21 protein-coding genes are annotated in these 24,645 nt (G+C 72.8%); 6 read left to right on the forward strand and 15 right to left on the reverse strand.

Translation table 11 applies throughout. The annotated features are described in order from the left end of the window. Nucleotides 1-523: 523 nt before the first annotated feature. The 9 genes from ABZ459_RS37260 to ABZ459_RS37300 all read right to left on the reverse strand — a co-directional run bounded on the left by ABZ459_RS37260 (nt 524) and on the right by ABZ459_RS37300 (nt 12,979). Entirely contained in the window at nt 524-1,324 is an 801-nt protein-coding gene (locus ABZ459_RS37260; protein WP_357980691.1) for a single-stranded DNA-binding protein, read from the reverse strand. Between the two features lie 164 nt (nt 1,325-1,488). Then, nucleotides 1,489-3,114 carry a YfjP family GTPase gene (locus ABZ459_RS37265; RefSeq protein ID WP_357980694.1) on the reverse strand — a complete coding sequence of 542 codons (1,626 nt, stop codon included), beginning with the start codon at nt 3,112-3,114 and terminating at the stop codon, nt 1,489-1,491. Further along, the gene (locus ABZ459_RS37270) at nt 3,111-6,047 is read right to left on the reverse strand and encodes a dynamin family protein (protein WP_357980697.1); all 2,937 of its coding nucleotides are present in this window, start codon (nt 6,045-6,047) and stop codon (nt 3,111-3,113) included. The genes ABZ459_RS37265 and ABZ459_RS37270 overlap by 4 nt, the downstream gene beginning before the upstream one ends. A gap of 230 nt (nt 6,048-6,277) precedes the next feature. Then, nucleotides 6,278-7,510: a uroporphyrinogen-III C-methyltransferase gene (gene cobA / locus ABZ459_RS37275; RefSeq protein WP_357980700.1), complete on the reverse strand. Its 1,233-nt coding sequence runs from the start codon at nt 7,508-7,510 to the stop codon at nt 6,278-6,280. Nucleotides 7,511-7,589: 79 nt separating this feature from the next. Beyond that, a complete protein-coding gene (gene speB, locus ABZ459_RS37280) occupies nt 7,590-8,585 on the reverse strand; it encodes an agmatinase (protein WP_357980703.1) in 996 nt (331 codons plus the stop codon). Nucleotides 8,586-8,640: 55 nt separating this feature from the next. Further along, nucleotides 8,641-9,714: a nicotinate-nucleotide--dimethylbenzimidazole phosphoribosyltransferase gene (gene cobT / locus ABZ459_RS37285; protein WP_357980706.1), complete on the reverse strand. Its 1,074-nt coding sequence runs from the start codon at nt 9,712-9,714 to the stop codon at nt 8,641-8,643. A 6-nt stretch (nt 9,715-9,720) separates the two neighbouring features. After that, nucleotides 9,721-10,566 carry a sirohydrochlorin chelatase gene (locus ABZ459_RS37290; protein WP_357980709.1) on the reverse strand — a complete coding sequence of 282 codons (846 nt, stop codon included), beginning with the start codon at nt 10,564-10,566 and terminating at the stop codon, nt 9,721-9,723. Between the two features lie 67 nt (nt 10,567-10,633). Continuing rightward, on the reverse strand, nt 10,634-11,809 hold the full coding sequence (locus ABZ459_RS37295) for an SAM-dependent methyltransferase (RefSeq protein WP_357980712.1): 1,176 nt from the start codon (nt 11,807-11,809) through the stop codon (nt 10,634-10,636). Nucleotides 11,810-11,890: 81 nt separating this feature from the next. Next, entirely contained in the window at nt 11,891-12,979 is a 1,089-nt protein-coding gene (locus tag ABZ459_RS37300; protein WP_357980714.1) for a GNAT family N-acetyltransferase, read from the reverse strand. A 76-nt stretch (nt 12,980-13,055) separates the two neighbouring features. Here ABZ459_RS37300 and ABZ459_RS37305 point away from each other — a divergent pair, with 76 nt between their 5' ends. After that, the gene (locus ABZ459_RS37305) at nt 13,056-13,463 is read left to right on the forward strand and encodes a DUF2795 domain-containing protein (RefSeq protein ID WP_357980717.1); all 408 of its coding nucleotides are present in this window, start codon (nt 13,056-13,058) and stop codon (nt 13,461-13,463) included. Nucleotides 13,464-13,466: 3 nt separating this feature from the next. Then, nucleotides 13,467-14,477, forward strand: coding sequence for a Vms1/Ankzf1 family peptidyl-tRNA hydrolase (locus tag ABZ459_RS37310; RefSeq protein ID WP_357980720.1), 1,011 nt, complete (start codon nt 13,467-13,469; stop codon nt 14,475-14,477). A 21-nt stretch (nt 14,478-14,498) separates the two neighbouring features. Here ABZ459_RS37310 and ABZ459_RS37315 read toward each other — a convergent pair whose 3' ends face one another. The 3 genes from ABZ459_RS37315 to ABZ459_RS37325 are packed head-to-tail and all read right to left on the reverse strand — an operon-like array spanning nt 14,499 to nt 17,198. Further along, nucleotides 14,499-15,086, reverse strand: a complete 588-nt coding sequence (locus tag ABZ459_RS37315) for an LUD domain-containing protein (protein WP_357980723.1) — start codon at nt 15,084-15,086, stop codon at nt 14,499-14,501. Beyond that, nucleotides 15,073-16,470: a lactate utilization protein B gene (locus ABZ459_RS37320; protein WP_357980725.1), complete on the reverse strand. Its 1,398-nt coding sequence runs from the start codon at nt 16,468-16,470 to the stop codon at nt 15,073-15,075. Before ABZ459_RS37320 ends, ABZ459_RS37315 begins: the two co-directional genes overlap by 14 nt. Next, on the reverse strand, nt 16,467-17,198 hold the full coding sequence (locus ABZ459_RS37325; RefSeq protein WP_357980728.1) for a (Fe-S)-binding protein: 732 nt from the start codon (nt 17,196-17,198) through the stop codon (nt 16,467-16,469). The genes ABZ459_RS37320 and ABZ459_RS37325 overlap by 4 nt, the downstream gene beginning before the upstream one ends. Nucleotides 17,199-17,282: 84 nt before the next feature. Here ABZ459_RS37325 and ABZ459_RS37330 point away from each other — a divergent pair, with 84 nt between their 5' ends. Then, a complete protein-coding gene (locus tag ABZ459_RS37330) occupies nt 17,283-17,972 on the forward strand; it encodes a FadR/GntR family transcriptional regulator (protein WP_357980731.1) in 690 nt (229 codons plus the stop codon). Here the strand turns inward: ABZ459_RS37330 and ABZ459_RS37335 are convergent. Then, nucleotides 17,966-19,396, reverse strand: coding sequence for a sulfatase (locus ABZ459_RS37335; RefSeq protein ID WP_357980733.1), 1,431 nt, complete (start codon nt 19,394-19,396; stop codon nt 17,966-17,968). The two genes, ABZ459_RS37330 and ABZ459_RS37335, sit on opposite strands and share 7 nt — an antisense overlap. A gap of 74 nt (nt 19,397-19,470) precedes the next feature. Between ABZ459_RS37335 and ABZ459_RS37340 the strand changes: the two genes are divergently transcribed. Further along, on the forward strand, nt 19,471-20,472 hold the full coding sequence (locus ABZ459_RS37340) for an LLM class F420-dependent oxidoreductase (protein WP_357980736.1): 1,002 nt from the start codon (nt 19,471-19,473) through the stop codon (nt 20,470-20,472). Nucleotides 20,473-20,506: 34 nt separating this feature from the next. Here the strand turns inward: ABZ459_RS37340 and ABZ459_RS37345 are convergent, their stop codons facing one another. Further along, nucleotides 20,507-22,444: an FtsX-like permease family protein gene (locus ABZ459_RS37345; protein WP_357980739.1), complete on the reverse strand. Its 1,938-nt coding sequence runs from the start codon at nt 22,442-22,444 to the stop codon at nt 20,507-20,509. Continuing rightward, complete coding sequence (locus ABZ459_RS37350; RefSeq protein WP_357980742.1) at nt 22,441-23,118, reverse strand: ABC transporter ATP-binding protein; 678 nt, start codon at nt 23,116-23,118, stop codon at nt 22,441-22,443. Before ABZ459_RS37350 ends, ABZ459_RS37345 begins: the two co-directional genes overlap by 4 nt. Before the next feature lie 91 nt (nt 23,119-23,209). Here ABZ459_RS37350 and ABZ459_RS37355 point away from each other — a divergent pair, with 91 nt between their 5' ends. Both ABZ459_RS37355 and ABZ459_RS37360 read left to right on the forward strand, forming a co-directional pair. Beyond that, nucleotides 23,210-23,857, forward strand: coding sequence for a response regulator transcription factor (locus tag ABZ459_RS37355; RefSeq protein WP_352323489.1), 648 nt, complete (start codon nt 23,210-23,212; stop codon nt 23,855-23,857). A gap of 115 nt (nt 23,858-23,972) precedes the next feature. Then, the gene (locus ABZ459_RS37360) at nt 23,973-24,644 is read left to right on the forward strand and encodes a DUF4328 domain-containing protein (protein ID WP_357980745.1); all 672 of its coding nucleotides are present in this window, start codon (nt 23,973-23,975) and stop codon (nt 24,642-24,644) included. Nucleotide 24,645: the final 1 nt, after the last annotated feature.

Genomic DNA, 24,645 nt, shown 5'->3' on the forward strand with positions numbered 1-24,645 from the left:
GTAGGCGACGCCTGTCAACAGGCGGCTCAGCAGGCGCCTGGCCACCAACTTGGCCCTCAACCGGGCAGCGCACCGCCGGGCGCAATTTTCCCCTGTGGGGGACCATCGCGAGGCGAACCGGGGCCACTGCGCCTTCGCATGCACACGCCTCCTTTGGGTGGATTGGCATTCGCGTGGGTGTCTCGTACAGGCGGGTGAGCAGCCCGTGCAGACAGGTGGGCGACCCGTGCAGCGTGCATGCAGTCCGTGCAGGCGGGTGGGGAGCCGGCAGGTTGGGCACCGTGCCGGAGCGTGGACTTGCGTTCGGGCGGCCGACCGCCCTGCTTCCTGGGAGGGCATCCCTGGCGAGTCTTCAGGAGTGTTGAGGCAGGTTGCTCGATTCGGGGTGGTGTGAGACGGGTGTCTTCATGGCGGATTGAGCAGGTCGCCATGAAGACACACCGCCTTCGCGGGCAGCGCCGCGTATCCGTCACGACGGAAGCATCCAGAGGTGCAGGTGCTCAGCCGTCAGGTGACGATGGTGTCAGGCTGCGGCCTTCTCCGGTGCCTGCGTCTTCGTCCGGGGCTTGCTGGACGCGCCCAGGACGCGGACCGTGGCGGCCTTGGCTGACGAATCACGGCCCGGATGCTCTCGGGTGACCATGCCAGGAGCGATGTCGTCTCCCAGGGCGGTGTCGGGCTGGGGCTCTGGGGTGACCTCAGGACCTGGGACTGGCTGCGGGGTGGCAGCGTCGGGGGCGGTGGCCGCTATGGCCAGCGCCGTGTGGTCGGTGTCCGGCTCGGCGTCCTCGTTGCGAGGCTGCGCGGGAGCGCTTCGGGGGGCGTCGGCGGCCACGGGGACCGACGGGTCGGCGGTCGAGTGGAGGGAGGACGGGCGGACAGGCTTGGTGCCCATCGCCCAGTCCTGGGTCTCCTCGTCGAGGCGTTCGCGCATCTCCTTGGTCATCGAGCCCAGGCCGCCCCCGCGCTCCGGCTTGGTGAAGACGCCGGTGCCCCAGCGCAGGTCGTGCCCGACCGCGCTGGCCTCGATCTCCGGCATGAACCGGCGGTCACCTTCCGCGCCGAACTCGCGGATGCGGAGCTTGCCGGACACGACGACGGGTTGCCCCGCCCGTACGCAGTCGGCGACGTTGTCGCCCAGCGCACGCCAGCACCGGACCGTGAAGCAGACGCGCTCACCGTCGGTCCATTGCCCTGTCTTCCTGTCGAAGTAACGGTGTGAGGTGAACACCTTCAGCGACGTGACCCTGGTGCCGTCGTCGAAGCTGTACTGCCGTGGCTCTGCTGCGACGTTTCCGGTGAGCGTGATGTAGATGTCGTTCATCCGTGCCTCCCATGCGGCGGGCGGACTGCCCGCGACCTGGGAACACGGTGCCTGAAGCAGGCAGGGTGGGGCGGGGGCGAACGCCGTTCTGTGGATGAGGGGACGGCGAGGGATGACGGCTGTGGATGACGTGCCGGCGTTCAGCCCGTACGAGAAGAGGGGTGTCAGGCCGAGAGGTCGCGCAGGGCCGTGTAGAAGGCGTGGTGGCGGCCGAGCTCGCGTTCGACCGGCTCCACCACCATCTTCGCCGACACCGCCGACACCCTGCGGCGCATCTCCCGCTCCAGACGTTCCCGCTCCCGCGAGGCCCCCAGCTCCACGAAGTTGCGCGAGGCGATGCCCGACAACGCGCCCAGCCCCAGTACGGAGGCCATCATGAGCGCCACCCACGGCAGCGCCGCACCGTCGCCGACCAGTTGCAGGGTCGGAGGCAGTTGCCCGGGCACGGTCAGCCCGGCCACCAGCCACACCACCCCGGCCACGAACGCCGCCACCAGCAGGTACTGCCAGACCTTGAGCAGCCGCCACCAGCCGGGCACCCGGTCCAGGCGCGGCGCCACCTCCGTGAGCTCCTCGGTCAGCGCCTTGGGAAGCCGGGACGCGTGCGAGCGCGCGGCCTGTTGCACCGCGGTCCGCCACACCGGGTCCATCCCGGCCGACAAGCCGTCGGTGAGCGCCTGCACGGCGTTGGCCACCTCGGCGGAATGCGCGCTCACCGAGCCGGTCGTGATGCCGCGGATCTCGTCGCCGACGTCTTCGAGACGCAGGCTCTTCAACGGATCCGGACGGAACTTGGCGAACCACCGCGGATACGGCCAGCCGACCCACTGGCTGGAACGCTCGGCGTAGACGTTCTCCATGGCCTCGCCGACGGCCGGGACGCCGATCGCGTCGCAGAGGGCATCGGTGAGCCCCATCCTGCGCGCCTCGTCGACCGACGACGGCACGAGCAGCGCGTCGCCGAGCGGCATGGCCTCGCCGAGCCGCTGTTCCATCCGCTGGAGGTCCGCCTCAAGCTTCTGGATGGCGGCGCGGCGGCGGCCGACGGCGGTCGCGACCACGCTCTTGAGACTCTCGACGCCGCGCCCGGTGACGGCCGAGGTGGGTACGACGCTGGGATGCTCGACGCCTTCCCGGCGCAGCAGGTCGTTGAGGTCGATGACCAGCTCGGCCAGCTCCGCCGCGGAGAGCTTGTCGGCCTGGTTGAGCGCGAACACGGTCACCGCGTCGTGCCCGGCCAGCTCGGTCACGTAGCGCCGGTGGGTGGAGGCGTCGGCGTACTTCTGCGGGTCGAGCACCCACACCACCAGGTCGGCCAGCCCGATGAGCCGGTCGGCCTCGTTGTCGCTGAGCGCCCGGATCGAGTCGTGGTCGGGCAGGTCGAGCAGGATCAGCCCGTGGAGCTGGCTGTCGCCCTTGTCGAGCGCGCTGGTACGGGAGAAGCGGTGGCGCGGCTGGATCTGCAGCCAGTCGAGCAGCGGCGCCGAGCCCTCCAGACCCCACACGCAGGCGTGGGTACGGGCCGTCGTCGGGCGGCGTACGCCCGTGGGCGACAGTTCAAGCCCCGAAATGGCGTTGAACAGGGACGACTTGCCGCTGCCGGTGCCGCCCGCGAGGGCGACCACGGTGTGCTCGGACGACAGCTTGAGCCGGTCGCCGGCCCGCGTCAGCAGCGCGCCGGCCTCGGTGAGCAGTTTCTGGTCGAGCCGCCCCGGACCGAGCTCCACCACCTTGTTGAGCGCGGACAACCTCGGCGCGAGGCCCGCCCTCGGGGGCGTGGTCGTCGTCATCGGGCGACCTCAAGGTTGTACGTCGCCTGGTAGAGGCGGGTCGCGACGGACTCGTCCGGGATGCCCGCCGAGTCGAGAGCGTGTACGTAACGCATGGATTCCTCGTCGAACAGCATGCCGATCCTGGCTCGCAGGTCACTGAGCGCCTTGGCGCCGATGCCGCGCAGCGACTCCGCGCCGAGCAGCGCGTTGACGAGCCGGTGCGGCACGCCCGACCCGTCGCCGCCGCTGAACATGGCGACCGTGAAGATCAGGGAGAGCGCGTCGGGATCGAACGAGACGAGCTTGGACACCGAGCGCTTGGTCACGCCCTCGGTGCGTACGAGCTCGTTCAGGTGGTCCTGCCAGGACGCGATGGCGCGCCCGGCGTGCCGCAGCAGGTTGTCCGACGGGCGGTCGAGCCCATCGGCGAGCTTGGCGCCCAGCTCCGAACGGTGCCGCCAGCGCGCGACCACCTCCTCGGCGGCGCGGTTGGCCGCGGCGACGATCACCGACTCCAGCCCGGCCCGGATCGCCGCCTTGAACGCCGTCACCCGCTCGGGCGTCTGCCTGCCCGCTTTGCCGCTCTTGCCGAACTGCAGCGAGCGCATGAGGTCGCCGGAGCCCGCGAAGTCCTGCCAGCGGGCCAGCACCTCGCCGTGCAGCAGCGAGCCGTTCTTGGACGCCTTGTCGATCTCGGCCAGCGCGCCCAGATAGGCGGCCTCGACGTCGCTGCGCAGCTCGGCCCGGAACGCCGCCTGGCCCTCCAGATGCCTGGCCAGCGCGGGCACGCGGGTGCGGAAGCTGTTGAGCACCCCGTTCAGGGTCTCCTGCACGGCCTGCGCCCGGCGCGCCTCGTCGACCGAGAGCTCGGCCAGCCACAGGCGCAGGTCGGTGACCTCGCTGTCGGGCAGCCTGCCGTCGGTCACCGTCGCCTCGTGGATCACGAACCTGTCGATGTCGCCCAGGCCGTATTCGGTCAGCATGCGGACGAAGTGCTTGAGCACGACGTCGGCCGACCGGGGCTGCACCCGCGACAACACGATGGCCAGGCGGGCGCCGCGCTCCTTGGCCAGGCGCAGGAGGCTCCAGGCGGGCGCGTCGGCGTAGCGGGCGGCGGTGGTCACGAAGATCCACAGATCGGCGGCGTCGAGCATCCGGTGGGCGATCTCGTGGTGCTCCTCGACGACCGAGTCGATGTCGGGGGTGTCCAGCAGCGCGACGCCCTGCGGAAGCTTCTCGGTCGTCACGACGACCAGGCCGCTCGTGTCGCTGTCGGTCGAGGGCCGGTCCAGCCGTTCGAGGCCGCTGAGCAGCTCGCCCTCCGCGAACCACTTCCGGTCGTCGGGGTGGCAGGCCAGGATGGGGGTGCCGGTGGTGGGGCGGCGCACTCCGGTGCGCGAGATGTTCCGCTCGGCCAGGGAGTTGACCAGGGTCGACTTGCCGGCGCCGGTGGAGCCCGCGATCACGATCAGCGCGGGGGCCGTGTTGGTGCGCACCCGGGGCAGGACGTAGTTCTCCAGCTGGGCCAGCAGGTCGGCCCGCGCCTGCCTGGCCTCCTCGGCTCCCGGCAGGTCGAGGCTGAAGCGCAGGTCGGACACGCTTTCGCGCAACGCGCTCAGCGCCGACGTCATCGCCTCGACGACCTCGGCCGGCAGCTCCTCGACCCGCTGCCCTTCCCCTGGCGCTTCTTCCAGCTCCCGTACGGCGTCGATGTCCGCGCCCGCCTCGACGTCGGCGTCGGCGTCCGCGTCCGCGTCCGCGTCGTCATCAGCGTCAGTGTCCGCGTCGATGTCACTGTCGGTGTCGGTGTCGGAGGGGTCGTCGGTTTCGGCGTCGATCTGGGTGTCGGCGTCCGGGTCGGCGTCCGCCTCGGCACCCGCGTCGGCGTCCGCTTCGGTGTCCGGGGCGGCGTTCGGGGCGGCGTCGGGGACGGTCTCGCCGCTGTCGCCGATGGCGTCGGCGCGGTCCTCCGTGCCCGCTTCGGCGTCATCGGTCTTTACGGTGAACGCGACCTCGTCGGCGTCGGCCTTGAAGTCGAGCTCCTCCTCCGCCAGGTCTCCTGGGTCGGTGGGGTAGTCGGCGCCGACGGGGACGTCGAAGGCCGGAGAGAAAGCGTCGAAGCCAGTGGTGGTCGTGGCGGTGGCGGAGTCGCTGGGGTCGGCGACGGCGCGGTTGTCGTCAGCGTCCACCGCCTCGTCGGCGTCCACCATCTCCTCGGGGTGGATCGCCTCGCGGGGGGCGTCGCCGCCTTCCGCGAAGAGCGCCGCTTCGGCATGAACGTTGTTCCCGGCATCGCCGTCGGCGTCCTCGTCAGCGGAGGCATCGGCCTCGTCGACAGGGTCCGTCGCGCCCGTGACCCCATCGGCGTCCACCATCTCGTCGGGGTGGATCGCCTCGTGGCGGTCGTCGTCGCCTTGCCCCACCAGCGCCGCTTCGGCTTCAGGGGCGGGGTCGTCATTGGGCCCGTGGGTGTCGTCGCTCTCCGAGTCGACGTCGCGGTTCCCGGCATCGCCGTCGGCGTCCTCGTCAGTGGAGGCATCGGCCTCGTCGAGGGGGTGTGTCTCGTCCGTGACCGCGTCGGAAGGTGCGTCCTCGGTAGCGTTTGGGGGCGCGGCCGTGGGCTCGGGCTCCGGGGGCGGGGCGGCGCCTGGTTCCTGGGGGGCTCGTTCCCAGAAGGCGGCGGGCCTCGGACGTGCTTCGTTCCCCTCACGCGGGTCGGCGGCGCGGGCCGGGGTGAACAGGCTCGGACGGTCGGCCGGACGGGACGGCGTGAAGAGGCTGGGCCCCGTGGACGGGCCGGGCTCGTCCGTACCGGCCGGAGGCTCCTGCGAGGCAGCCGGGAGCCGTGGAGCGGTGGGCTGCCGTGGACGGGCAGGCTCGTCGGCGCGCGGCGGCGGCTGGAAGAGCGAGGGCCGGGCAGCGGCGGACGACGGCTCGCCCGACGAACCCACAGACGGCGGACCCGCGGACGCCACGGACGGCGGACCCGCGGAAGCAGCGGACGGCGGACCCGCGGGGGAAGCGGGCGGACCCGCGGGGGAAGCGGGCGGCGGGCCCGCGGGAGCGGCGGGTGGCGGAGGCGCGGGGGTCCGGGGATCGGGCAGGTCGTCGTCCGTCACCGGGCGGAAGCTCAACGTCTGCTCCCCCAGCGACTCGTGCCGCCCGTCATCCATGGCGGTGTTCACGGCAAGCGCTCCGCTCGAACCATCTCGACCTCCTGGCCGACCCGCACGACGTCGCCGACGATGACGATCGCCGGAGGCCGTATCCCAGCCGCGGACACGCGGTCGGCCACGGTGGAAAGCGGTGCGATTACCGCCCGCTGGGTCGGAAGGGTACCGTCCTGTACCACCATTACGGGAGTCTCCGGCGCACGTCCGTCTCGAAGCAGCGCCTCGGCCACCTTCGGCAGCCGCTCGACGGCCATCATCAGCACCAGCGTGCCCTGGGATCGGGCCAGGCCGGGCCAGTCGACGGTGGAGGCCGGGTGGTCGGGCGCGACGTGCACGGAGATGACATGGAACTCCTGGCTCACCCCGCGATGCGTCACCGGCACCCCGGCCGCGGCCGGGACCGCGACGGCGCTGGTGATGCCGGGGACGACGAGCACGGGGATGCCGGCCCGGGCGCAGGCGATCATCTCCTCGCCGCCGCGCCCGAACACGAACGGGTCGCCGCCCTTGAGCCGGACGACGAACTTGCCCTGCCTGGCCCGGTCGACCAGCAGCTCGTTGATCTTCTCCTGGGACAGCGACCTGCCGTAGGGCACCTTGGCGGCGTCGATCAGCTCGACGTCGGGGGCGAGCTCGTCGAGCAGCGCGCGGGGCGCGAGCCGGTCGGCGACCACGACGTCGGCCTGGGCGAGGAGCTGCCGCCCGCGCACGGTGATCAGGCCGGGGTCGCCGGGGCCGCCGCCGACCAGGGCCACGCCGACGGGCTTGGTGCGGTTGCGGCGGGCGTCGACCGTGCCGTCGCGCAGCGCGCCGACGACCGCGTCGCGGATGCCCGCGGCCCGGCGCGGGTCGCCGCCGGCGGTGACGGCCACGCTGATCTCGTCGACCCGGCCGGTGGCCGGGGTCCAGGCGGCGGAGGCGTCCCGGTCGTCGGCGCGCACGCACCACACCCGCTTGGCCTCGGCCTCGGCGGCGACGGCGGCGTTGACGGACCTGACGTCGGTGCAGGCCTGCACGAGCCAGGCGCCGTCGCAGTCGCCCACCTCGTACGGCCGCGCGTGCCAGGTGACCCGGCCCGTCGCGATCAGGTCGTCGAGGGCCGGTGTGACGGCCGGGGACACCACGGTGACCTCCGCACCGGCCTCGAGCAGCGCGGGGACACGCCGCTGCGCGACGCGGCCGCCGCCCACGACGAGCACCCGGCGGCCGGAAAGCCGCAGGCCGAGGAGGTAGGGACCCATGGGGGGAATCTCCCGTTCGCGAAGGTTGTGTTTGGAGGTAAACCTACCGGCTCACCGTGCGTCGTTCGCTGCGCATGGCTCAACGGCCGTCAAGAAGAGGCTGCGACGGGTCCCAGCGTGGCCCGCCCTGAGCGTCTTTGCGGCGTCTGGCCATGGCCGAGAGTGCCTCAAGAATAACGCGGTTCCCAAGGAACGCGGTGATGTCGGCGTGGTCGTACGGCGGCGAGACCTCGACCACCTCCATCCCGGCCACGGGCAGCTCGTAGCAGATCCGGCGCACGGCGTCGAGGAGCTGCCTGGCCGACAGGCCGCCGGGTTCGGGCGTGCCGGTGCCGGGGGCGTGCCCGGGGTCGCAGACGTCGATGTCCACGGACAGGAAGATCTGGTCGCACTCGTCGAGCGCGATCCCGAACGACTCCGTCAGGCACTCCTCCAGCCCGCGCGTCACGATCTCGGTCATCTCGTACGAGCGCATGCGCTGTGCCGCCATCCAGTCGAGCGTCTCGGGCTCCGGCCAGTAGCCGCGCAGCCCGATCTGCAGGAACCTGTCGCCCCGGATGGCGCCGGACTCGATGAGCCGCCGCATCGGCTGGCCGTGCCCGTGCAGGTGGCCGAACTCGATGTCGCCGGTGTCGGCGTGCGCGTCGAAGTGGATCATCGAGGTGCGGCCCGGCTGGTACGCCCTGGCGGTGCCCCGCGCGTCCGGCAGCGCGACGGTGTGGTCGCCGCCGAGCACCACCGGGACGGCCCCGGAGGAGGCGATCCGGTGCACCGCGTCCTCGATGGCGGCCAGCGAGCCCTCGACGTCGCCGGAGTAGCACTCGACGTCGCCCGCGTCGAGCACCCGCAGGTCGCGCAGGGCGTCGACGCGCAGGGCCAGGCTCGGACGGGACCCGTTGTGCGGCAGGTAGCAGGTCTGGCGCAGCGCCATCGGCCCGAACCTGGCGCCCGGCCGGTTGGAGGTGCCCCCGTCGAAGGGGGCACCGATGATCACCACGTCGGCTCCGGCGTAGCTGGCCGGGTCCGCGACGTCGCAGCGGTCCACGCCGAGGAACGTGATGTCAGGGCCGAACATGGGACCGTACCGGGACACTGCTCACCTCACGTGCTGTTTCGAGTGTCCCCCATCATCACACGGGCTTTTCGGTGACCCCCGCCGAGTCGAACGTCGCCACGTCGTGCATCACCCGTACGGCCGCGCACACCAGCGGGTGCGCGAGCAGGCCGCCGGTGCCCTCGCCGAGCCGCAGCTCCAGGTCAACCAGCGGGCGCAGCCCGAGGTGGTCGAGCGCGGCGGCGTGGCCGGGCTCGGCCGAGCGGTGGCCGGCCACGCAGTGACCGCTGACGTGGGGGTCGAGGGCGGCGGCGACCAGGGCGGCCGAGCCGGCGATGACGCCGTCGAGGATCACCGGCACCCGGTTCGCCGCGCCGCACAGCACGAAACCCGCGATGGCCGCGTGCTCGAAGCCGCCCACGGCGGCCAGCGCGCGCAGGGCGTCGCTCGGCCCGGTGCCGCCGGGCAGGCCGTTCACCCGCAGCGCCTCGCGGACGACCGCCACCTTGTGGTCGTAGGTCGCGTCGTCGATCCCGGTGCCCCTGCCGGTCACCTCGGCCGGGTCCTTGCCGGTGAACACGGAGATCAGCGCGGCCGAGGCGGTGGTGTTGGCGATGCCCATGTCGCCGGTGATCAGGCAGCGGGCGCCCCCGTCGATCAGCTCCTGCGCCACGGCGATGCCCGCCTCCAGCGCCCTGACGGCCTGGTCGACGCTCATGGCGGGGCCGCGCGACAGGTCGGCGGTGCCGTACGCGACCTTGCGCTTGACCAGGTCGGGGGCGTCGGGCAGGTCGGTGGCGACGCCGACGTCGACCACCGTCACGGACGCGCCCACCTGGGCGGCGAAGGCGTTGGCGACCGCGCCGCCGGCCAGGAAGTTGGCGACCATCTGCGTCGTGACCTCCTGCGGCCACGGGCTGACGCCGCGCGCGTGCACGCCGTGGTCGGCCGCGAAGATGGCCAGGGCGGCCGGCTCGGGCATGGGCGGCGGGCAGACGCCGGAGGCGCCCGCCAGGCGTACGGCCACCTCCTCCAGGGCTCCGAGCGCACCGCGCGGCTTGGTGAGCCGGTCCTGATGGGCGCGGGCCTCGGCGAGCGCCTCGGGGTCGGCGGGACGGATGGCTGCCAGGGTCTCGGCGAGCACGGACACCTCCACTTAGTGAACGAGCTGGAGCGCTTCCTCGTACCGGTCGATCACGACGTCGGCCAGCGTCTCGCAGTCGCCGATCACCTCGGCGCAGCGGATGTCGAGGTCGGGGTGGCCCGCGCCGTACGCCAGGGCCTGCGCCCACACGCGCTCCAGCAGACCGCCCGCGAACAGCAGGTACGGCACCACGATCACCCGCTTGGCGCCCAGCCGGCGGCAACGTTCGAGCCCGCCGGGCACGCCGGGCGGCGTCACCGAGACGAACGCGGTCTCGACCGTCATGTAGTCGTAGGCGTGCGTCTCCCAGAACAGCCGCGACACCCGATGGATCTCGGCGTTGGCGGTGGCGTCGGTCGAGCCCTCGCCGACCAGCACGACCGCCGTCTCACCCGGCTCGACCTGGCCGGGGACGTCGTCGAGGGCCGGGGTGTCGACGGCGCGCAGCCGGGGCCGGGCGCCGACCAGCTCCAGGGGGCGCGGCCTGGCCATCTCGGCGGCGGCCTCGCCGAGCCGGTCGGCCAGCAGCGCCAGCACGCGCGGGTCGGGGCCGAGGGGGCGGCCGTAGTCGTACATGAGGGTGGGGTGGCGCTGCTGTTCGAGCGCCATCGCGGCCGGGAACTCCTCCCCCACCCTGCTGAGACTGAGCGGCAGCGCGACGAGACGGTGGTGGCCGCGCGCCATCAGGGACGCCACGGAGTCGCTCAGGCGCGGCGTGGCGCGTTCCAGGTAGCCGCCGGAGACGTCGACGGCCGTGTGGTCGAGGCGGCAGCGCAGCCGGTGTACGAACCTGCCGAACTCCGCGGCGTAGGCGTCATCGTTCGAGCCCTGCCCGATCAGCAGGAGCGGCGGCTTCATTGAGGGATTCTCCGGTGCATAGACAAAGTCACGCGAGGATAACCGATACGTGCCCGTGGGGGACAGGTCACGCTGCGTGCGCGGGCCTGGCGTGCACGACGAAGACGGGGTCCGCGGCGGTCAGACGGTGGGAACCGCCCGCGCCGGGCTTCAGAGTGGACGCCTGGATCCGCGTGCCCTCGCCGCGGTATCCGAGCTCGCGCAGCAGCCCCAGCACGGCGACCGCCCGCTCGGCCGTGCCGAGCGCGCACACCAGGGCTCGGGGGCCGCGGGCGGCGCAGGCCGCGACCACGTCGTCGCCGCCCCCGCCGACGAAGACGGCGTCGGGGTCGGGCAGCGGTTCGAGCGCGGCCGGCGCCTGCCCCCTGGTCAGGGCGACCTTGACGCCGTGGGCCAGCACGTTGGCACGCAGCCGCGCGCAGGCGGACTGGTCGCGTTCGACCGCCACGACGGCCGCGCCCAGCCTGGCGCACTCGACGGCGATCTCGCCCTCGCCCGCGCCGACGTCCCAGACCAGGTCGCCGAGCCGGGGACCCAGCTTGGCCAGGACGAACGCCCGCACCTCGGCGGGCAGCCCGTTCTCCCACGGCAGCGCCCACTCCGCCGGGCCCGGCTGCGCGCCGGCCACCCAGCCCGGCTGTCCGGGCCGGTGCAGCGGGTCGATGACGAGGACCACGTCGGGGTCCTTCCACGGCCGGGTGGTGGCCTCGCCCATGCGGCTGTGCGTGACGCGCTGTCCTGGGCCGCCGAGGTCCTCGAAGACGATCAGGGCGCGCGGCGTGGTCGGCGCCAGCTCCCTGGCGATCTCGGCGGGACCGACGCCGGGCGCGACGAGCAGCGCGACCTTGGGGTGGGCGCGGCAGGCGTTCACCACGCGGGCGAGCCGGCCGGGGCCGGAGGGGGCGACGACGAGGGCGTCCTCCCAGTTGAGCCCGGCGCAGGCGAAGGCGCGGCTGATCAGCGAGGTGGCCGGCAGGACGTCCGGGCGAAGGCCGTGCGCCCGTAGTGCGCGGACGACGCCGAAGAAGCCGGGATCGCCCTCGGCGACCACGACGGCCGGGCCCCGGTCCTGCCCGAGATGGCCGTCGAGGGCCTGGAGCACGTCGCCGTCGTTCGCGGCCCGTCCGTCGACGCCGAGCCGGCCGAGAATGGCGGCGGGGCCCACGACGAGCTCCGCCTCACGCAGCCTGCCCGCGGCCCCGGCCGGCAGCTCGACCCCGTCCCAGCCGACAACCGTGATCATTCAGCCTCACCGTCCTCATCCCCAGGGTGACGGTTCCCGCCGGGTTTCACCATGGGTCGGCGGGGCCAGTCCGCTGTGCCCTCAGGCCAGGTCGGACGGGAGCAGGCTGTAGACGACCAGGTCCTCGCCGTCGAGCGCGGCGCGGGCCACGCCCTCGCGGGCGAAGCCGGCCTTCTCCGCCACGCGTTGCGAGGCCGGGTTCGACACCGCGGCCCGCAGTTGCAGCCGGCGGAAGCCGTGGCGCTCGAACAGCCAGCGCGCGATGGCGGTCACGGCCTCGCCCGCGTAGCCCCGGCCGCGGGCCCACGGCGCGGTCATGTAGCCGACCTCGGCCGTACGGTTGCGCCAGTCGAGGTCCCTGAGGTCCACGTTGGCCACGAAACGGGTGGTGGTGAACTCCTCCGCGGTGAACGCGATGCCCGCGCCCCTCATCCGCATCCGTTCGCAGATGTCGACGAACGCGCGGGCGTGTTCCTCGGTGTAGTCGCGGGGGACGCCGGTCCTGGCCTGGGTGAGCGGGTCGGCGCCGGTGGCGGCCAGGCCGGGCACGTCGGCGGGGACGGGCTGCCGCAGCAGCAGCCGGGGCGTGCGCAGCTCGGTCTTCGGCAGGGCGGGCGCCGGCTCGCCGGAGTCCTCCCGCAGCAGGCCGAGGACGACCAGGTCGTGCGGGCCGTCCTCCTCCAGCACGGCGGCGCGCAGCACGCCTTCCCAGGTGAAGCCCGCTTTCAGCGCGACGCGCAGGGAGGCCGGGTTGTCCAGGTTCGCGGTGAGGTCCACCCTGCGCAGGGCGGTGGTGGCGAACACCCAGGCGGTCAGGGCGCGTACGGCCTCGGTGGCGTAGCCGCGGCCCCGGTACATCGGGTGGACGCCGTAGCCGACCTCGGTCGTGCCCGCCGTCCACGACGTCCTGAACAGGCTGATGGCGCCCACGATGCGGTCGTCGGCCTCGGTCATGGCCAGGTGCAGGCCCTGCTGCGAGCGATACAGCTCGTGCACGCCGTGCGCGAGCCACTGGCCGACGCCGGAGGCGTGGACGGGCGCGCCCGGCGGGAGGAAACGGTCGCCGGGTTCCACCGTCTCCACCACCGACCGCACACGGGCGGCGTCACGGGGGTCGAACGGCCGCAGCACGAGCCGTCCGGCGGCGATGCGCGCATCGGGATCGAACACGTGCGCACCCTACACACTCACGATGTTTGCCCACGAAAGCGGGGGTAGGGGCCGCTTTGAGAGGAGTGAGGGAACTATGGAACGTGGGAGCGACAAGCACGGTCCGCGCCTGGACGATCAGCAGAAGCACGAGACCGAGGGCATGGTCCGCGGCGGCGGCAGCACGCACGCCGAGGAGTGGAAGGAGACCGAGTCCATGCCCGGGCCCGGCGAGGAGTCAGGGCAGTCGTACCCCCCGGGACACGAGCCCGGCACCCCCCAGGGCATCACCCAGCGCGGCGTCGACATCCGCAGCGACCTGGCCAAATGGCTCAGCGACACCCCTTGGCCCGCCTCCAAGGACGACCTGGTCCAGCACGCCGAGGACGTGGACGCCCCCGACCAGGTGGCCGACATGGTGCGATCCCTTCCCGACCGCCGGTTTGTGAACATCGCCGACGTGGCCAAGGCCCTGGGCCTCGGCATCGAAGAGCGGAGGTGGTGACCTGTGCGTCTCGACTTCATCAGGCCCCTGTACGAGCGGCGCGGCCCGTACGCCTCGGTCTATCTGGGCGCGCTCACCGAGCCGCAGCGGGAGACGCACTGGCACAGCGTGCGTGACCAGCTCGACGGGACCGACCCCGCGACCATCGACGCCCTGGAGGTGGCCGCCAACCGGCCGGCGCCCGGCCAGGCGCTGTTCGCCACGCACGGCGCGGTGGTGCTGGCCGAGCCGCTGGCGCGGGCGCCGTACGAGCTGGCGACCGTGTCGCCGCTTCCGCACGTCACGCCGATGCTGAGGCAGCGCGGCGAGAACGTGCCGCACCTGCGGGTCATCGTGGACCACGCCGGGGCCGAGCTGTCGGTGTTCGGCGGCGGCGCGCCGCGCACGACCACCGTGGCGGCGGCCGACTGGCCGCTGCAGAAGACCGCCCAGGGCGGCTGGTCGCAGAAGCGGTACGAGCGGGGCGCCGAGGAGACGTGGGAGAAGAACGCGGTCGCCGTCGCCCGCGAGATCGACGAGCAGGTACGCAGGATCGGCGCCGAGCTGATCATCGTGGCCGGCGAGCCGAAGTCGCGCTCCTACCTGCTGCAACATCTCAGCACCAAGTCCGCCGACCGGGTGATGATGGTCGAGCACGGCAGCCGCGCCGACCACGGCCAGTTCGAGGCCGACGTCGAGCGCGCGCTGGACGACTGGCTCGAACGCCGCCGCGCCGAGCTGCTCGACCGCCACCGCGAGTCATCGGGCCCGGCGGGCCTGTCCCAGGTCGCGCACGCCCTGCGCGAGGGCAGGGTGCACGCGGTGCTCATGCCCGCCCAGCTCGACCGGACCGTGTGGACCGGTGAAGGCGGCACCCAGCTCTCCACCGACCAGGGCGAGCTGCGGCGCTGGGGCGTCGAGCAGCCCGTCGAGGAGCGCGCGGACTCGGCCGTGGTCCGGGCCGCCGCCATGACCGACGCCGAACTGTGGTTCACCGACGACGTGCAGGACGTGGCGGCCGTCCTCAGGTACTGACGACCCTGGACGTGCCGGCGTTCAGGTGCTGATGATCACTTCGAGGGTCCGGGGGCCGTGCACGCCCTCGACCCGGTTCAGCTCGATGTCGCTGGTCGCCGACGGGCCGCTGATCCAGGTGAGCGGACGGGCCGGGTCGAGCCTGGCCACCGCCTCGGGCACGCCCGCCACGATCTGGTCGGCGCGCACCACGCACACGTGGTGGTCGGGGACCAGCGTCTGCGCCCTGGCGCCCTGGCCGGGCCCGTGGTCGAGGACGATGGTCCCGGTCTCGGCGACGGCCACCGCGCAGGCGGTGATCACCCCGTCGGCGGCGTCGAGCGTGTCCCAGCGCCGGTCGGCCCCGGCTTCCGGGCTGCTCGGCGCCGCCCAGGCGAAGCCGTCCGGGACGATCATGCGGCGGCCGGCGGCCAGCTCGGCCAGCTTGCCGGGCACGTCCGCGTCGGGCAGCACGTGCACGACGGCCCGGTAGTCGCGCACCCGCTCGGCGAACAGGCCCACCACGTCGTCCACGTCCGGGCGGGTCCGGTAGTGCCGGGCGACCTCCACCTCGGGCGCGTCCGCGACCGCCTTCCTGACCTTGGCCAGGATCTCCTCACGCGCGCCCATCGTTCCGCTCCCACCACTCTCTGAAGGATTCTTCCGGGATGTCGGGCACGTCCCGGGTGTCGGTCCAGGCCGCCAGCGGGCCGGGCAGCCGCCGCCTCGGCACCAGCCGGCGCAGCCGGCCGGCCAGCCGCTGCGCCCTGGCCAGCCGGGCCTGGTCGGCCAGCACCCAGCCGGCGGCCTTCATGCCCGCGCGCTCGGCCGCCGCGTGCGGCGCCTTGGCCCGCAGGTCCACCAGCACCTCGGGGATGTCGATGGCCACCGGGCAGACCTCCAGGCACGCCCCGCACAGGCTGGAGGCGAACGGCAGTGAGGCGTCCAGGTCGGAGGACATGCCCCTGAGCTGCGGGGTGAGGATGGCCCCGATCGGCCCTGGATAGACCGAGCCGTACGCGTGGCCGCCCGCGCGTTCGTAGACCGGGCACACGTTCAGGCAGGCCGAGCAGCGGATGCAGCGCAGCGCCTGGCGGCCCACCTCGTCGGCGAGCACGTCGGTGCGGCCGTTGTCGAGCAGCACCAGGTGGAAGTCCTGGCCCTCGGTGGCGCCGGTCCACGTGCTGGTGTACGGATTCATCCGCTCACCTGTGGAGCTGCGCGGAAGAAGCTGGAGGAAGACCTCCAGATCCCGCCAGGTCGGCAGGAGCTTCTCGATGCCGACGACGCTGATGAGCGTCTCGGGGAGGGTCAGGCACATGCGGCCGTTGCCCTCCGACTCCAGCACGACCAGCGTGCCGGTCTCGGCGATCATGAAGTTCGCCCCGGAGACGGCGACCTTGCTCCTGAGGAAACGTTCGCGCAGGTGCAGCCGGGCGGCCTCGGCCAGGGCGGGCGGCTCGTCGGTGAGGCCGTCGGGCACGCCGGGCATGCGGTCGAGGAAGATGTCGCGGATCTCCGAGCGGTTGCGGTGGATCGCGGGGACCAGGATGTGGCTGGGGAAGTCGTCCCCGAGCTGCACGATCAGCTCGGCCAGGTCCGTCTCGTACGCGGTGATGCCGCGCCGGGCCAGCGCCTCGTTGAGCCCGATCTCCTGGGTGGCCATCGACTTGACCTTGACCACCTCGGTCTCGCCGGTGGCCGCGACCAGGTCGCCGACGATGCGGTTGGCCTCGTCGGCGTCCCTGGCCCAGTGGACGGTGCCGCCCGCCCGCCGGACGGCCTCCTCCAGCTGGAGGAGGTAGCGGTCGAGGTGGCGGAGCGTGTGATCCTTGACGGCCTTGCCGGCCGCGCGCAGCTCGGCCCAGTCGGGCAGCTCGCCGACGACGCCGGCGCGCTTGCCGCGAATGGTGTGGGTGGCTTTCCGGAGGTTGAACCGCAGTTGCGAGTCCTCAACGGCTTTCGCCGCATTTTTCGGGAAATTTCCAGGCATGCCGAGGAATGTCGCGCTCATCGGGTCTCCTCCGTGGCTGCGAGGATCTCCGCCAGGTGCATCGTCCTGACTCCCGTCTTCTGGCGGCTCAGGGTGCCGCCGATGTGCATCAGGCACGAGTTGTCGGCCGCGCAGATCACCTCGGCGCCCGTGTCGAGGATGCCGCGCACCTTGTCGGCCCCCATGGCGGCCGACACCGCCGGGTTCTTGACCGCGAACGTGCCGCCGAAGCCGCAGCACTCCTCCGCGCCGGGCAGCGGCACGAGCTCCAGACCTCGGACCTTCCGCAGCAGCCGGGTGGGCCGGTCGCCCAGGTGCAGCCCGCGCAGCGAATGGCACGTCGGGTGATATGTCACCCGGTGCGGGAAATATGCGCCAACGTCGTCGACTTTCAGGACGTCCAGCAGGAACTCGCTCAGCTCGTACACCCTGGGCACGACCTCGGCCACGGCCGCCGCGCCCCTGCTGCCCGGCCGCACCAGCTTCGGGTACTGCTCGCGCACCATGGCCGCGCACGACCCGGACGGCGCCACGACGGCGTCGTACCCGGCGAACACCTCGGTGAACTTCCTGGCCAGCCGCACGCCCTCCGCCCGGTAACCGGTGTTGACGTGCATCTGCCCGCAGCACGTCTGGGCGACGGGGAAGTCCACGTCGCAGCCCAGCCTGCGCAGCAGCGACACGACGGCCTTGCCGGTGCCCGGGAAGAGCGTGTCGTTCACGCACGTGATGAACAGGGCGACTCGCACGACTCTCCCAACGAATGGTCCGACCACTGTATGGTCAGACCATACCTAACCACACTGTTCCGGGCCAGCACCGGGGAGGCATCGGTGAAACGCACACGGGCGTTCGAGGACGTGCTCGCCCAGATCGAACGGCGCATCGCCGAGGACGGCCTGACCGTGGGCGACCGGCTGCCCGGCGAACGCCAGCTCGCCGAGCAACTGGGCGTCGGCCGCTCGTCCGTACGGGAGGCGCTGCGCGTCCTGGAGACCCTGGGCGTGGTGTCCTCGCAGGTGGGACGAGGCCCGGACGCGGGAGCCGTGCTGACCTCGCGGCCCGACACGGCGCTCACCGACCTGCTCCGGCTCAACCTGGGCCTGGCCACCCTGGAGCAGCGCGAGGTCGTCGACGCCCGGCTGATGATCGAACGCTGGTCGGCCGCGCACGCGGCGGCGACGGGCTCCCCGGCGGCCGGCGTCGCGGAGCTGGCCGCCGCGATCGAGGGCATGAACCGGGCGGCCACGGCCGAGGAGTTCGTGGAGCACGACACGGCTTTCCACTGCGCGATCGCGGACGCCTCGGGCAACCGGCTCATCGCCGCCATCATGCGCTCACTCCGGGACGCGATGCGCAGGAACGCCATCGAAGCGGTCGAACGCCTCGGCGACCCGTCCGTGCTGCACGCCGACCACGAGCGCATCCGCGCGGCCATCGCGGCGGGCGACCCGGAGGAGGCCCAGCAGGCGGTGACCGACCACCTGGCGCACGCCTACCCCGCCCTGTTCCCCGGTCACTGATGCGCGTCGGCCTCCCGGCAGCCCGCCCCCGAGCAGGCCCGCATCGCCTGGAGCCGGGCGTCGAGGCCGGCCAGCAGCGCCGGGTCGGCGGTGGCCGCGAGGTTGTCGAGCTGGTACGGGTCGGCGGCCAGGTCGTAGAGCTGCCGCTCCCCCGTGTCGTACCTGACGTAGGTGTAGCGCTCGGTGCGCAGCGCCTGGTAGGAGGGCACCGGGGTCTGGGCCGCCGACGACCGGTTGACCGGCCTGTTGAACTCGACCAGCACGTTCTTGCGCCACTGGGCGGGCGGGCTGCCGCGCAGCAGCGGCACCAGCGAGCGCCCCTCGCTGAACGACGGCACGGCGGCCCCGCCCAGCTCGGCGATCGTCGGCGCGATGTCGACGGTCGCGCCGAGCTGTCCGATCGTGGCCCCCGGCCGGATCCCCGGCCCGCGCACCACGAACGGAACCTTGATCGCCTCCTCGAACGGCGTCGTCTTGCCCTGGGTGAGCCGGTGCGTGCCGAGATGGAAGCCGTTGTCGGAGGTGAAGATGATGTAGGTGTTGTCGAGCTTGCCGGACGCCTGCAGCGCCTCGATCACCGAGCGGACCAGGTCGTCGACCCCCAGCATCGACCGCAGCCTCCTGCGGTGGCGCTCGTCGACCCGGTCGATGTCCTCCTGCGTCAGCGAGGGCAGGGAGCTCAGCCACAGCGGCTCCTTGCTCACGTCGGCCTGGTTGAACGACGGCGTGCGCGGCGCGGTGACCTCGGGAAGGTCATCGACGTGCCGGACCGCCGGGTTGGCCGGGTTGTGCGGGCCGATGGGCGTCAGATAGAGGAAGAACGGCTCGTCGGCGCCGGTGATGAAGTCACGTGCCTTGTCGGCCAGCACGTCGGACAGGTAGTCCTCCTCCGACCAGCCGTAGTCGTACAGGTCGCCGTTCTCGTTGAGGCGGTAGCCGTACTCCTCGTAGAGCTTGCGGACCGGGACGTCCCATTCGTCCCAGCCGGGCGGCACGTAGGCGGCGTCGGCGGTGGCGCCGGGATAGTGGTTGAGGAACTTGCCCATCAACGCGGTGCGATAGCCGGCCTGCTGCATCCAGGTGCCGATCGTGGAACGTTCCAGATCAAGGGAATGGAAGCGGTCGAACCCCCCTTCGGGGGCGGTGTTGGTCAGAACGCCGTGGCTGTGGACGTACTGGGAGCGCAGGATCGACGTGCGCGAGGGGCAGCACCAGGAGTTCGTCACGAAGAAGCGGCTGAAGGAGGTGCCCTTCGCCACCAGCTCGGAGTTGATGGCCGGGAAGTAGGGCAGCGTGCCGCTCTCCAGGTCGTCGGCCATCACGAACACGATGTTCGGCCGCGAGGCACTCACGGCGAGCGTCGGCTCGGCCGCCGGCGACAGCAGGAGCAGCAGGCAGAAGAGACGGCAGAGACTCTTGAGCACAATGTCTGATCTCCCCGGCAGATCACGCATTGACACTGCGGCCTCGGTAATGGAACTTTATTCCGGAGGTGCGTATGAAGCTCGGCCTGAACCTCGGCTACTGGCAGCGCGACGCCGACGACGCCACGGAGACCGTCCTCGCCGCCGAACGCCTCGGCTACGACTCGGTGTGGACCGCCGAGGCGTACGGCAGCGACGTGTTCACCCCGCTGGCCTGGTACGGGGCGCGTACGAGCCGGATCAAGCTGGGCACGTCGGTGGCGCAGATCTCGGCCCGCCCGCCGGTCACGACCGCGATGACCGCGATGACGCTCGACCACCTGACGGGCGGTCGGCTGCTGCTCGGCATCGGCGCCTCCGGCCCGCAGGTCGTCGAGGGCTGGTACGGGCAGCCGTTCGCCAGGCCCCTGGCCAGGACCCGCGAGTACGTCGAGATCATGCGCCGCGTGTGGCGCCGCGAGGAGCCCGTGACCAGCGACGGCGACCACTACCCGCTGCCCCTGGCGGGCGGCCTGGGCAAGCCGCTCAAGCTCATCACCCACCCGCTGCGCCGCGACATCCCCGTCTACCTCGGCGCGGAGGGCCCCAAGAACGTCGCCCTGGCCGCCGAGGTGGCGCAGGGCTGGCTGCCGCTGTTCGCCTTCCCCGGCAGGATCGAGGAGATGTACGGCGACGCGCTGGCGGGCCGCGACCCCGGCTTCGAGATCGCCGCCATGGTGATGGTCGTCATCTCCGACGACGTCAGGGCCGCCCTCGACGGCGTCAAGATGATGCTCACGCTCTACATCGGCGGCATGGGCGCCAAGCAGCGCAACTTCCACGCCGACATCATCGGCCGCATGGGCTTCGCCGAGGCGGCCGAGCACATCCAGGCGCTTTACCTGGCCGGCCGCAAGGACGAGGCGTTCCGGGCGATCCCCGACGAGCTGGCCGACGGCATCTCGCTCGTCGGCCCGCCCGGCCGGATCAGGGAACGGCTCGAACTGTGGCACAAGAGCCCGGTCACCAGCCTGCTGGTGATGGGACCGCGCGACGAGCAGTCGCTGCGCACGGTCCGCGACCTCGTGCTGGGCTGACCCGTGTCGGACTGAGTCGTACCCGGCCGGGCGGCTAGTCCGGCCGGGGCGCCGGGTCGTCGGTCACCGAGCGCAGCAGCGGCCTGCTCAGCGCGCCCGCGCCGATCACGCCCGCGAAGCCGGCGCCCACGCAGACCAGCAGCGTGACCACGCCGCTCGTGCTCACTCCGCCGATCATGAACGGCATCGCGCAGAACGCGCCCACCAGGATCGCGCCGCCGCCCATCACGGCCATCGGGATCAGCGTCTCGGCCCGCCGGGCCCGGTCCAGGACCTCCAGGGGCGTGCCCGCCAGCCGCAGCAGCGCGTACGTCTGCCGCCGGTCCAGCACCGACGACGCCGCGGTGATGCCCGCGCTGGCGATCGCCACCAGGAACGACACCGACAGCACCACGATCGTGCCCACCCGCACGTCGGCCAGGAGCAGCAGGCCGAAGCGCTGGTCGTCGGCCTTCGTCGTCGGGGTGCGCCCCGGCACGAGGTCGCTCAGCGCGGTGCGCGCCCGGTCGACCACGACGTCGTCGGCGCCGCTGCCGAGCGCCGCGACCACGGTGTGCTTGACGGTCTTCACCGTGGCCGTGATGCCCGCCCGCCCGAGCCGGTCGCGGGCCTGGTCGGCCACCTTCGACGCCTCGCCCACCGGCGCCACGACGCTGAGCTGGGCGGGCCCGGCGTCCCCGCCGAACGCGCCGGGGCTGAGCAGGCCGAGGAATCCGGCCACGAAGCCGGTCAGGGCCACGCCGCTGACGGTCCGCCAGGCCGAGCGCGGATCGTCCACCAGCCTGCGGGCCGCCAGCAGCCGCGCGGGCCGGCGCGCGGTCCCGGCCGCGACCTTGCCGATGAGGCCGACCACCCACGGTCCGGCCAGGTTCAGGCACAGGAACGCCAGCCCGAGCGCCACGGCCACGAGCGCCACGCTGGTCCCCCTGGTGAGCAGCGGGAACACGGCCAGCACCGCGAGCAGCGCGAGCACGCGGACGAACCGCATGCCGGGCGGCGTCTCCCGCTTGGCCACGCCGAGCGGGCTGACCACGACCCGGCGCAACCCGACCACCGCCGACAGCCCCACCAGCAGCGGCACCGCGACCAGCACGCCGGCCAGGACCAGCAGGTTCGGGAACAGGTCGGCGACGAACCAGGTGCCGCCCTGGATCGGGATGCGCGCCAGCAGCGGCACGGCCGCCCCGAACGCGACGGCCCCGGCCAGGGCCCCGGCGAAGGCCACCAGCACGGCCTCGGCCACCGTCATGCCGACCACCTGGCCCGGCGTCGCGCCGATCAGCCTGAGCGCGGCCAGCCGCTGGTCGCGCCGGGCGACGGTGAGCCTGGCCGCGGCGCCGCCGAACACCAGCAGCGGCACCACCATGAGCACGCTGGCGATCAGCGCCAGCACCTGGTACGCCTCGGCGTCCTCGCTGGGGGTGCCGGCCAGGGTCGCGACCTTGACCGGCGGCTTGCCGAGGATCCAGTCGTCGCTGCGCTCGGCGGTCATCGCGGGCGAGTCCGGCGCGTGGCCGACCACCGCGACGAGTTCCTCGGGCTGGACCAGCGCCTCGTCGCCCAGCACGCCCTTCGGCGCCGGGTAGCGCTTGGCCAGCCGGTCGGCGGGCAACCTGGCGGCCAGCTCGGACAGGGCAGGCGACAGCCACACCTCGCCGGGGGCCGGGAAGCGCGGCATGCCGGGCGGGGCGGGCGCCCCCGGCTTGAGCGCGGCCAGGTCGACGACGGTGATCGTCTGGTCGCCCACGTAGTCGAAGCGGGTCGCCTCGACGGCCACCGCGTCCTTCTGGGCCGCCGCCACGGGGTTGCGCCAGGCGCTGCGGTCGGCCCTGGCGTCGAAGGCGACGTTCGCGGCGACGGCGAACAGCAGCAGCCCTGTGGCCACCGCGACCGCGCCGAAGGTGAGCCAGGTGCCCAGCATGCCCCTGCGGCCGCCGCCCTTGAGCAGCCGCCAGGTCAGGTCGAGGTTCACGCGGTCACCCCGTGGGCGAGCAGGCGGCCGTCGCGGACCTCGACCGTGCGGTCGCACCAGGCGGCCACGTTGGGGTCGTGCGTGACGACGATCAGGCAGGCCCCGTTGTGCCTGGTCGCCTCGGTGAGCAGGCGCATGGTGTCCTGGCCGGTCTGCTGGTCGAGCGCACCGGTCGGCTCGTCGGCGAAGACGACGGCGGGCTTGCTCACCAGCGCCCTGGCGATGGCCACGCGCTGGGCCTGGCCGCCGGACAGCTCGCCGGGCCGCCGGGTCTCCATCTGGTGCAGGCCGAGCAGCGGGAACCACTCGCGGGCCTGCCGTACGGCCTGGGCGCGCGGCACTCCGCCCAGCATGAGCGGGAGCGCCACGTTCTCCTCGGCGGGCAGCTCCGGCAGGAGCTGGCCGAACTGGAAGACGAAGCCGAAGCGGGTGCGGCGCAGGGCGCTGCGCTGGCGCTCGCCCATGGCGTCGATGCGCTGGCCCATCAGGTGGACCTCGCCGTCGTCCGGCTTCATGATCCCGGCCAGGCAGTGGAGGAGGGTCGACTTGCCGGAACCGCTCGGGCCCATGATGGCCACGGCCTCTGCCGCCCGTACCGTGATGTCCACGCCGCCCAGGGCGACCGTCTGCCCGAACCGCTTGGCCAGGGCTCGTCCAACAAGCACGTCGTTCATGGCCTCCACCCTTCCGCGGCGGAGGGTGGCGGCGGATCGGCCGTGCGTCCATTTCGGCCTCGGCCGAACGGCTGATCCTTAGAGTTGAGCCGTGACTATTCGGGTTCTCATCGCCGACGACCAGCAGCTGGTGCGCACCGGCTTCCAAATGATCTTGGACGCTCAACCGGACATGGAGGTCGTGGCCGCCGTGGCCGACGGCGCCGAGGCCGTGGCCGAGGCCAGGCGGCTACGGCCTGACGTGTGCCTGCTCGACATCAGGATGCCCAAGCTCGACGGGCTGGAGGTGACCCGCGTGCTGGCCGGGCCGGGCGTGGAGAACCCGATGCGGGTGGTCATCGTCACCACCTTCGACCTCGACGAGTACGTCTACGGCGCGCTGCGCGCCGGGGCCACCGGCTTCCTGCTCAAGGACAGCGGCCCCACGCTGCTCATCGAGGCGGTCAGGGCCGCCGCCGGGGGCGACGCACTGGTGTCGCCGTCGGTCACCGTACGGCTGCTGCAGCACCTGACCCAGCCCAGGCGGGCGGCCGAGCCGCCGAACGGCCCGCTGACCGACCGCGAGCTCGACGTCGTGCGCCTGGTCGCCAGGGGACGCACCAACCAGGAGGTGGCCGCCGAGCTGTTCGTGTCGCTGTCGACGGTGAAGACGCACCTGGGCAGCATCCAGGCGAAACTCGGTGTCCGCAATCGAGTGGGAATTGCGGCTTGGGCGTGGGAATCCGGCGTGGTGAGCTGATTAACAGCGGTGCTCACGGGATACAAGTGAGTCAGAACCTCAGCGCATGGCCCGGGGGGAGAACATCGTGCGCTACGCCCAGGCACCGCCAACCAAAGCAGCTTCCGCCGTATATGTGACGCTTGCCGCGCAGGTCCTCTCCCTGGGCGCCCTCGTGGTCTTCGAGCAGTCCCGCGGCCGTCATCTCGCCGTCCAGCTCGCCGCGTTCGGCGGCCGTCCCCAGGGGGCGCAGGCGGAGGCGGTCGTGGGGGCGGTGACGATGTTCGCGGTGCTGATGATGCTGGTCGCGGGCACCTCCGTCGCCGCCGGGGCCGCCTACGTCACCTGGATCGTGCGGGCCCGTCAGGTGAAGGACCGTTCCAGCCCCACCGGGCCGGTCGCGGCCGCCTGGCTGATCCCCGTCGTCAACCTGGTGGCGCCCGCGCTGCTGGTCGACGACGTGTGGCGGCGGGCCAAGCCGCCGGCCGGGCGGCGCGGGCGGTGGCTCGTGCTGCTGGCGGCGTGGTGGCTGAGCTGGCTGGCCATGCTGACGCTGGTCACGGTCCGCCTCCCGCTGGAGTCCTCCTCCGACGGGCTGACCGGGGTGGGGGTGCTGGAGCTGGGCGGCGCGGCGGTGGCGGCCCTGCTGTGCGCCGCCACCGTCCGCGAGGTCACCCGCGTCCAGCGGCTCGACGTGGCCGGGCGGCTGCGCGAGGCGGTCGCCGAGTCCGCGCCCGGCCCCGAGGTCGTGACCCGGCTGACCACCCGGCCCGCCCAGGGCTCGGCCCCGTTCGGCCACACCGGCTAGC

Origin of the sequence: Nonomuraea sp. NPDC005692 (assembly GCF_040631115.1) — a bacterium.
Taxonomy (GTDB): domain Bacteria; phylum Actinomycetota; class Actinomycetes; order Streptosporangiales; family Streptosporangiaceae; genus Nonomuraea.

Excerpts from the sequence above, each read along its gene's own strand:
- ABZ459_RS37260 (WP_357980691.1), bottom strand. The coding sequence starts at position 1,324 with ATGAACGACATCTACATCACGCTCACCGGAAACGTCGCAGCAGAGCCA.
- ABZ459_RS37265 (WP_357980694.1), bottom strand. The coding sequence starts at position 3,114 with ATGACGACGACCACGCCCCCGAGGGCGGGCCTCGCGCCGAGGTTGTCC.
- cobA (WP_357980700.1), bottom strand. The coding sequence starts at position 7,510 with ATGGGTCCCTACCTCCTCGGCCTGCGGCTTTCCGGCCGCCGGGTGCTC.
- speB (WP_357980703.1), bottom strand. The coding sequence starts at position 8,585 with ATGTTCGGCCCTGACATCACGTTCCTCGGCGTGGACCGCTGCGACGTC.
- ABZ459_RS37290 (WP_357980709.1), bottom strand. The coding sequence starts at position 10,566 with ATGAAGCCGCCGCTCCTGCTGATCGGGCAGGGCTCGAACGATGACGCC.
- ABZ459_RS37295 (WP_357980712.1), bottom strand. The coding sequence starts at position 11,809 with ATGATCACGGTTGTCGGCTGGGACGGGGTCGAGCTGCCGGCCGGGGCC.
- ABZ459_RS37305 (WP_357980717.1), top strand. The coding sequence starts at position 13,056 with ATGGAACGTGGGAGCGACAAGCACGGTCCGCGCCTGGACGATCAGCAG.
- ABZ459_RS37315 (WP_357980723.1), bottom strand. The coding sequence starts at position 15,086 with ATGGGCGCGCGTGAGGAGATCCTGGCCAAGGTCAGGAAGGCGGTCGCG.
- ABZ459_RS37320 (WP_357980725.1), bottom strand. The coding sequence starts at position 16,470 with ATGAGCGCGACATTCCTCGGCATGCCTGGAAATTTCCCGAAAAATGCG.
- ABZ459_RS37340 (WP_357980736.1), top strand. The coding sequence starts at position 19,471 with ATGAAGCTCGGCCTGAACCTCGGCTACTGGCAGCGCGACGCCGACGAC.
- ABZ459_RS37350 (WP_357980742.1), bottom strand. The coding sequence starts at position 23,118 with ATGAACGACGTGCTTGTTGGACGAGCCCTGGCCAAGCGGTTCGGGCAG.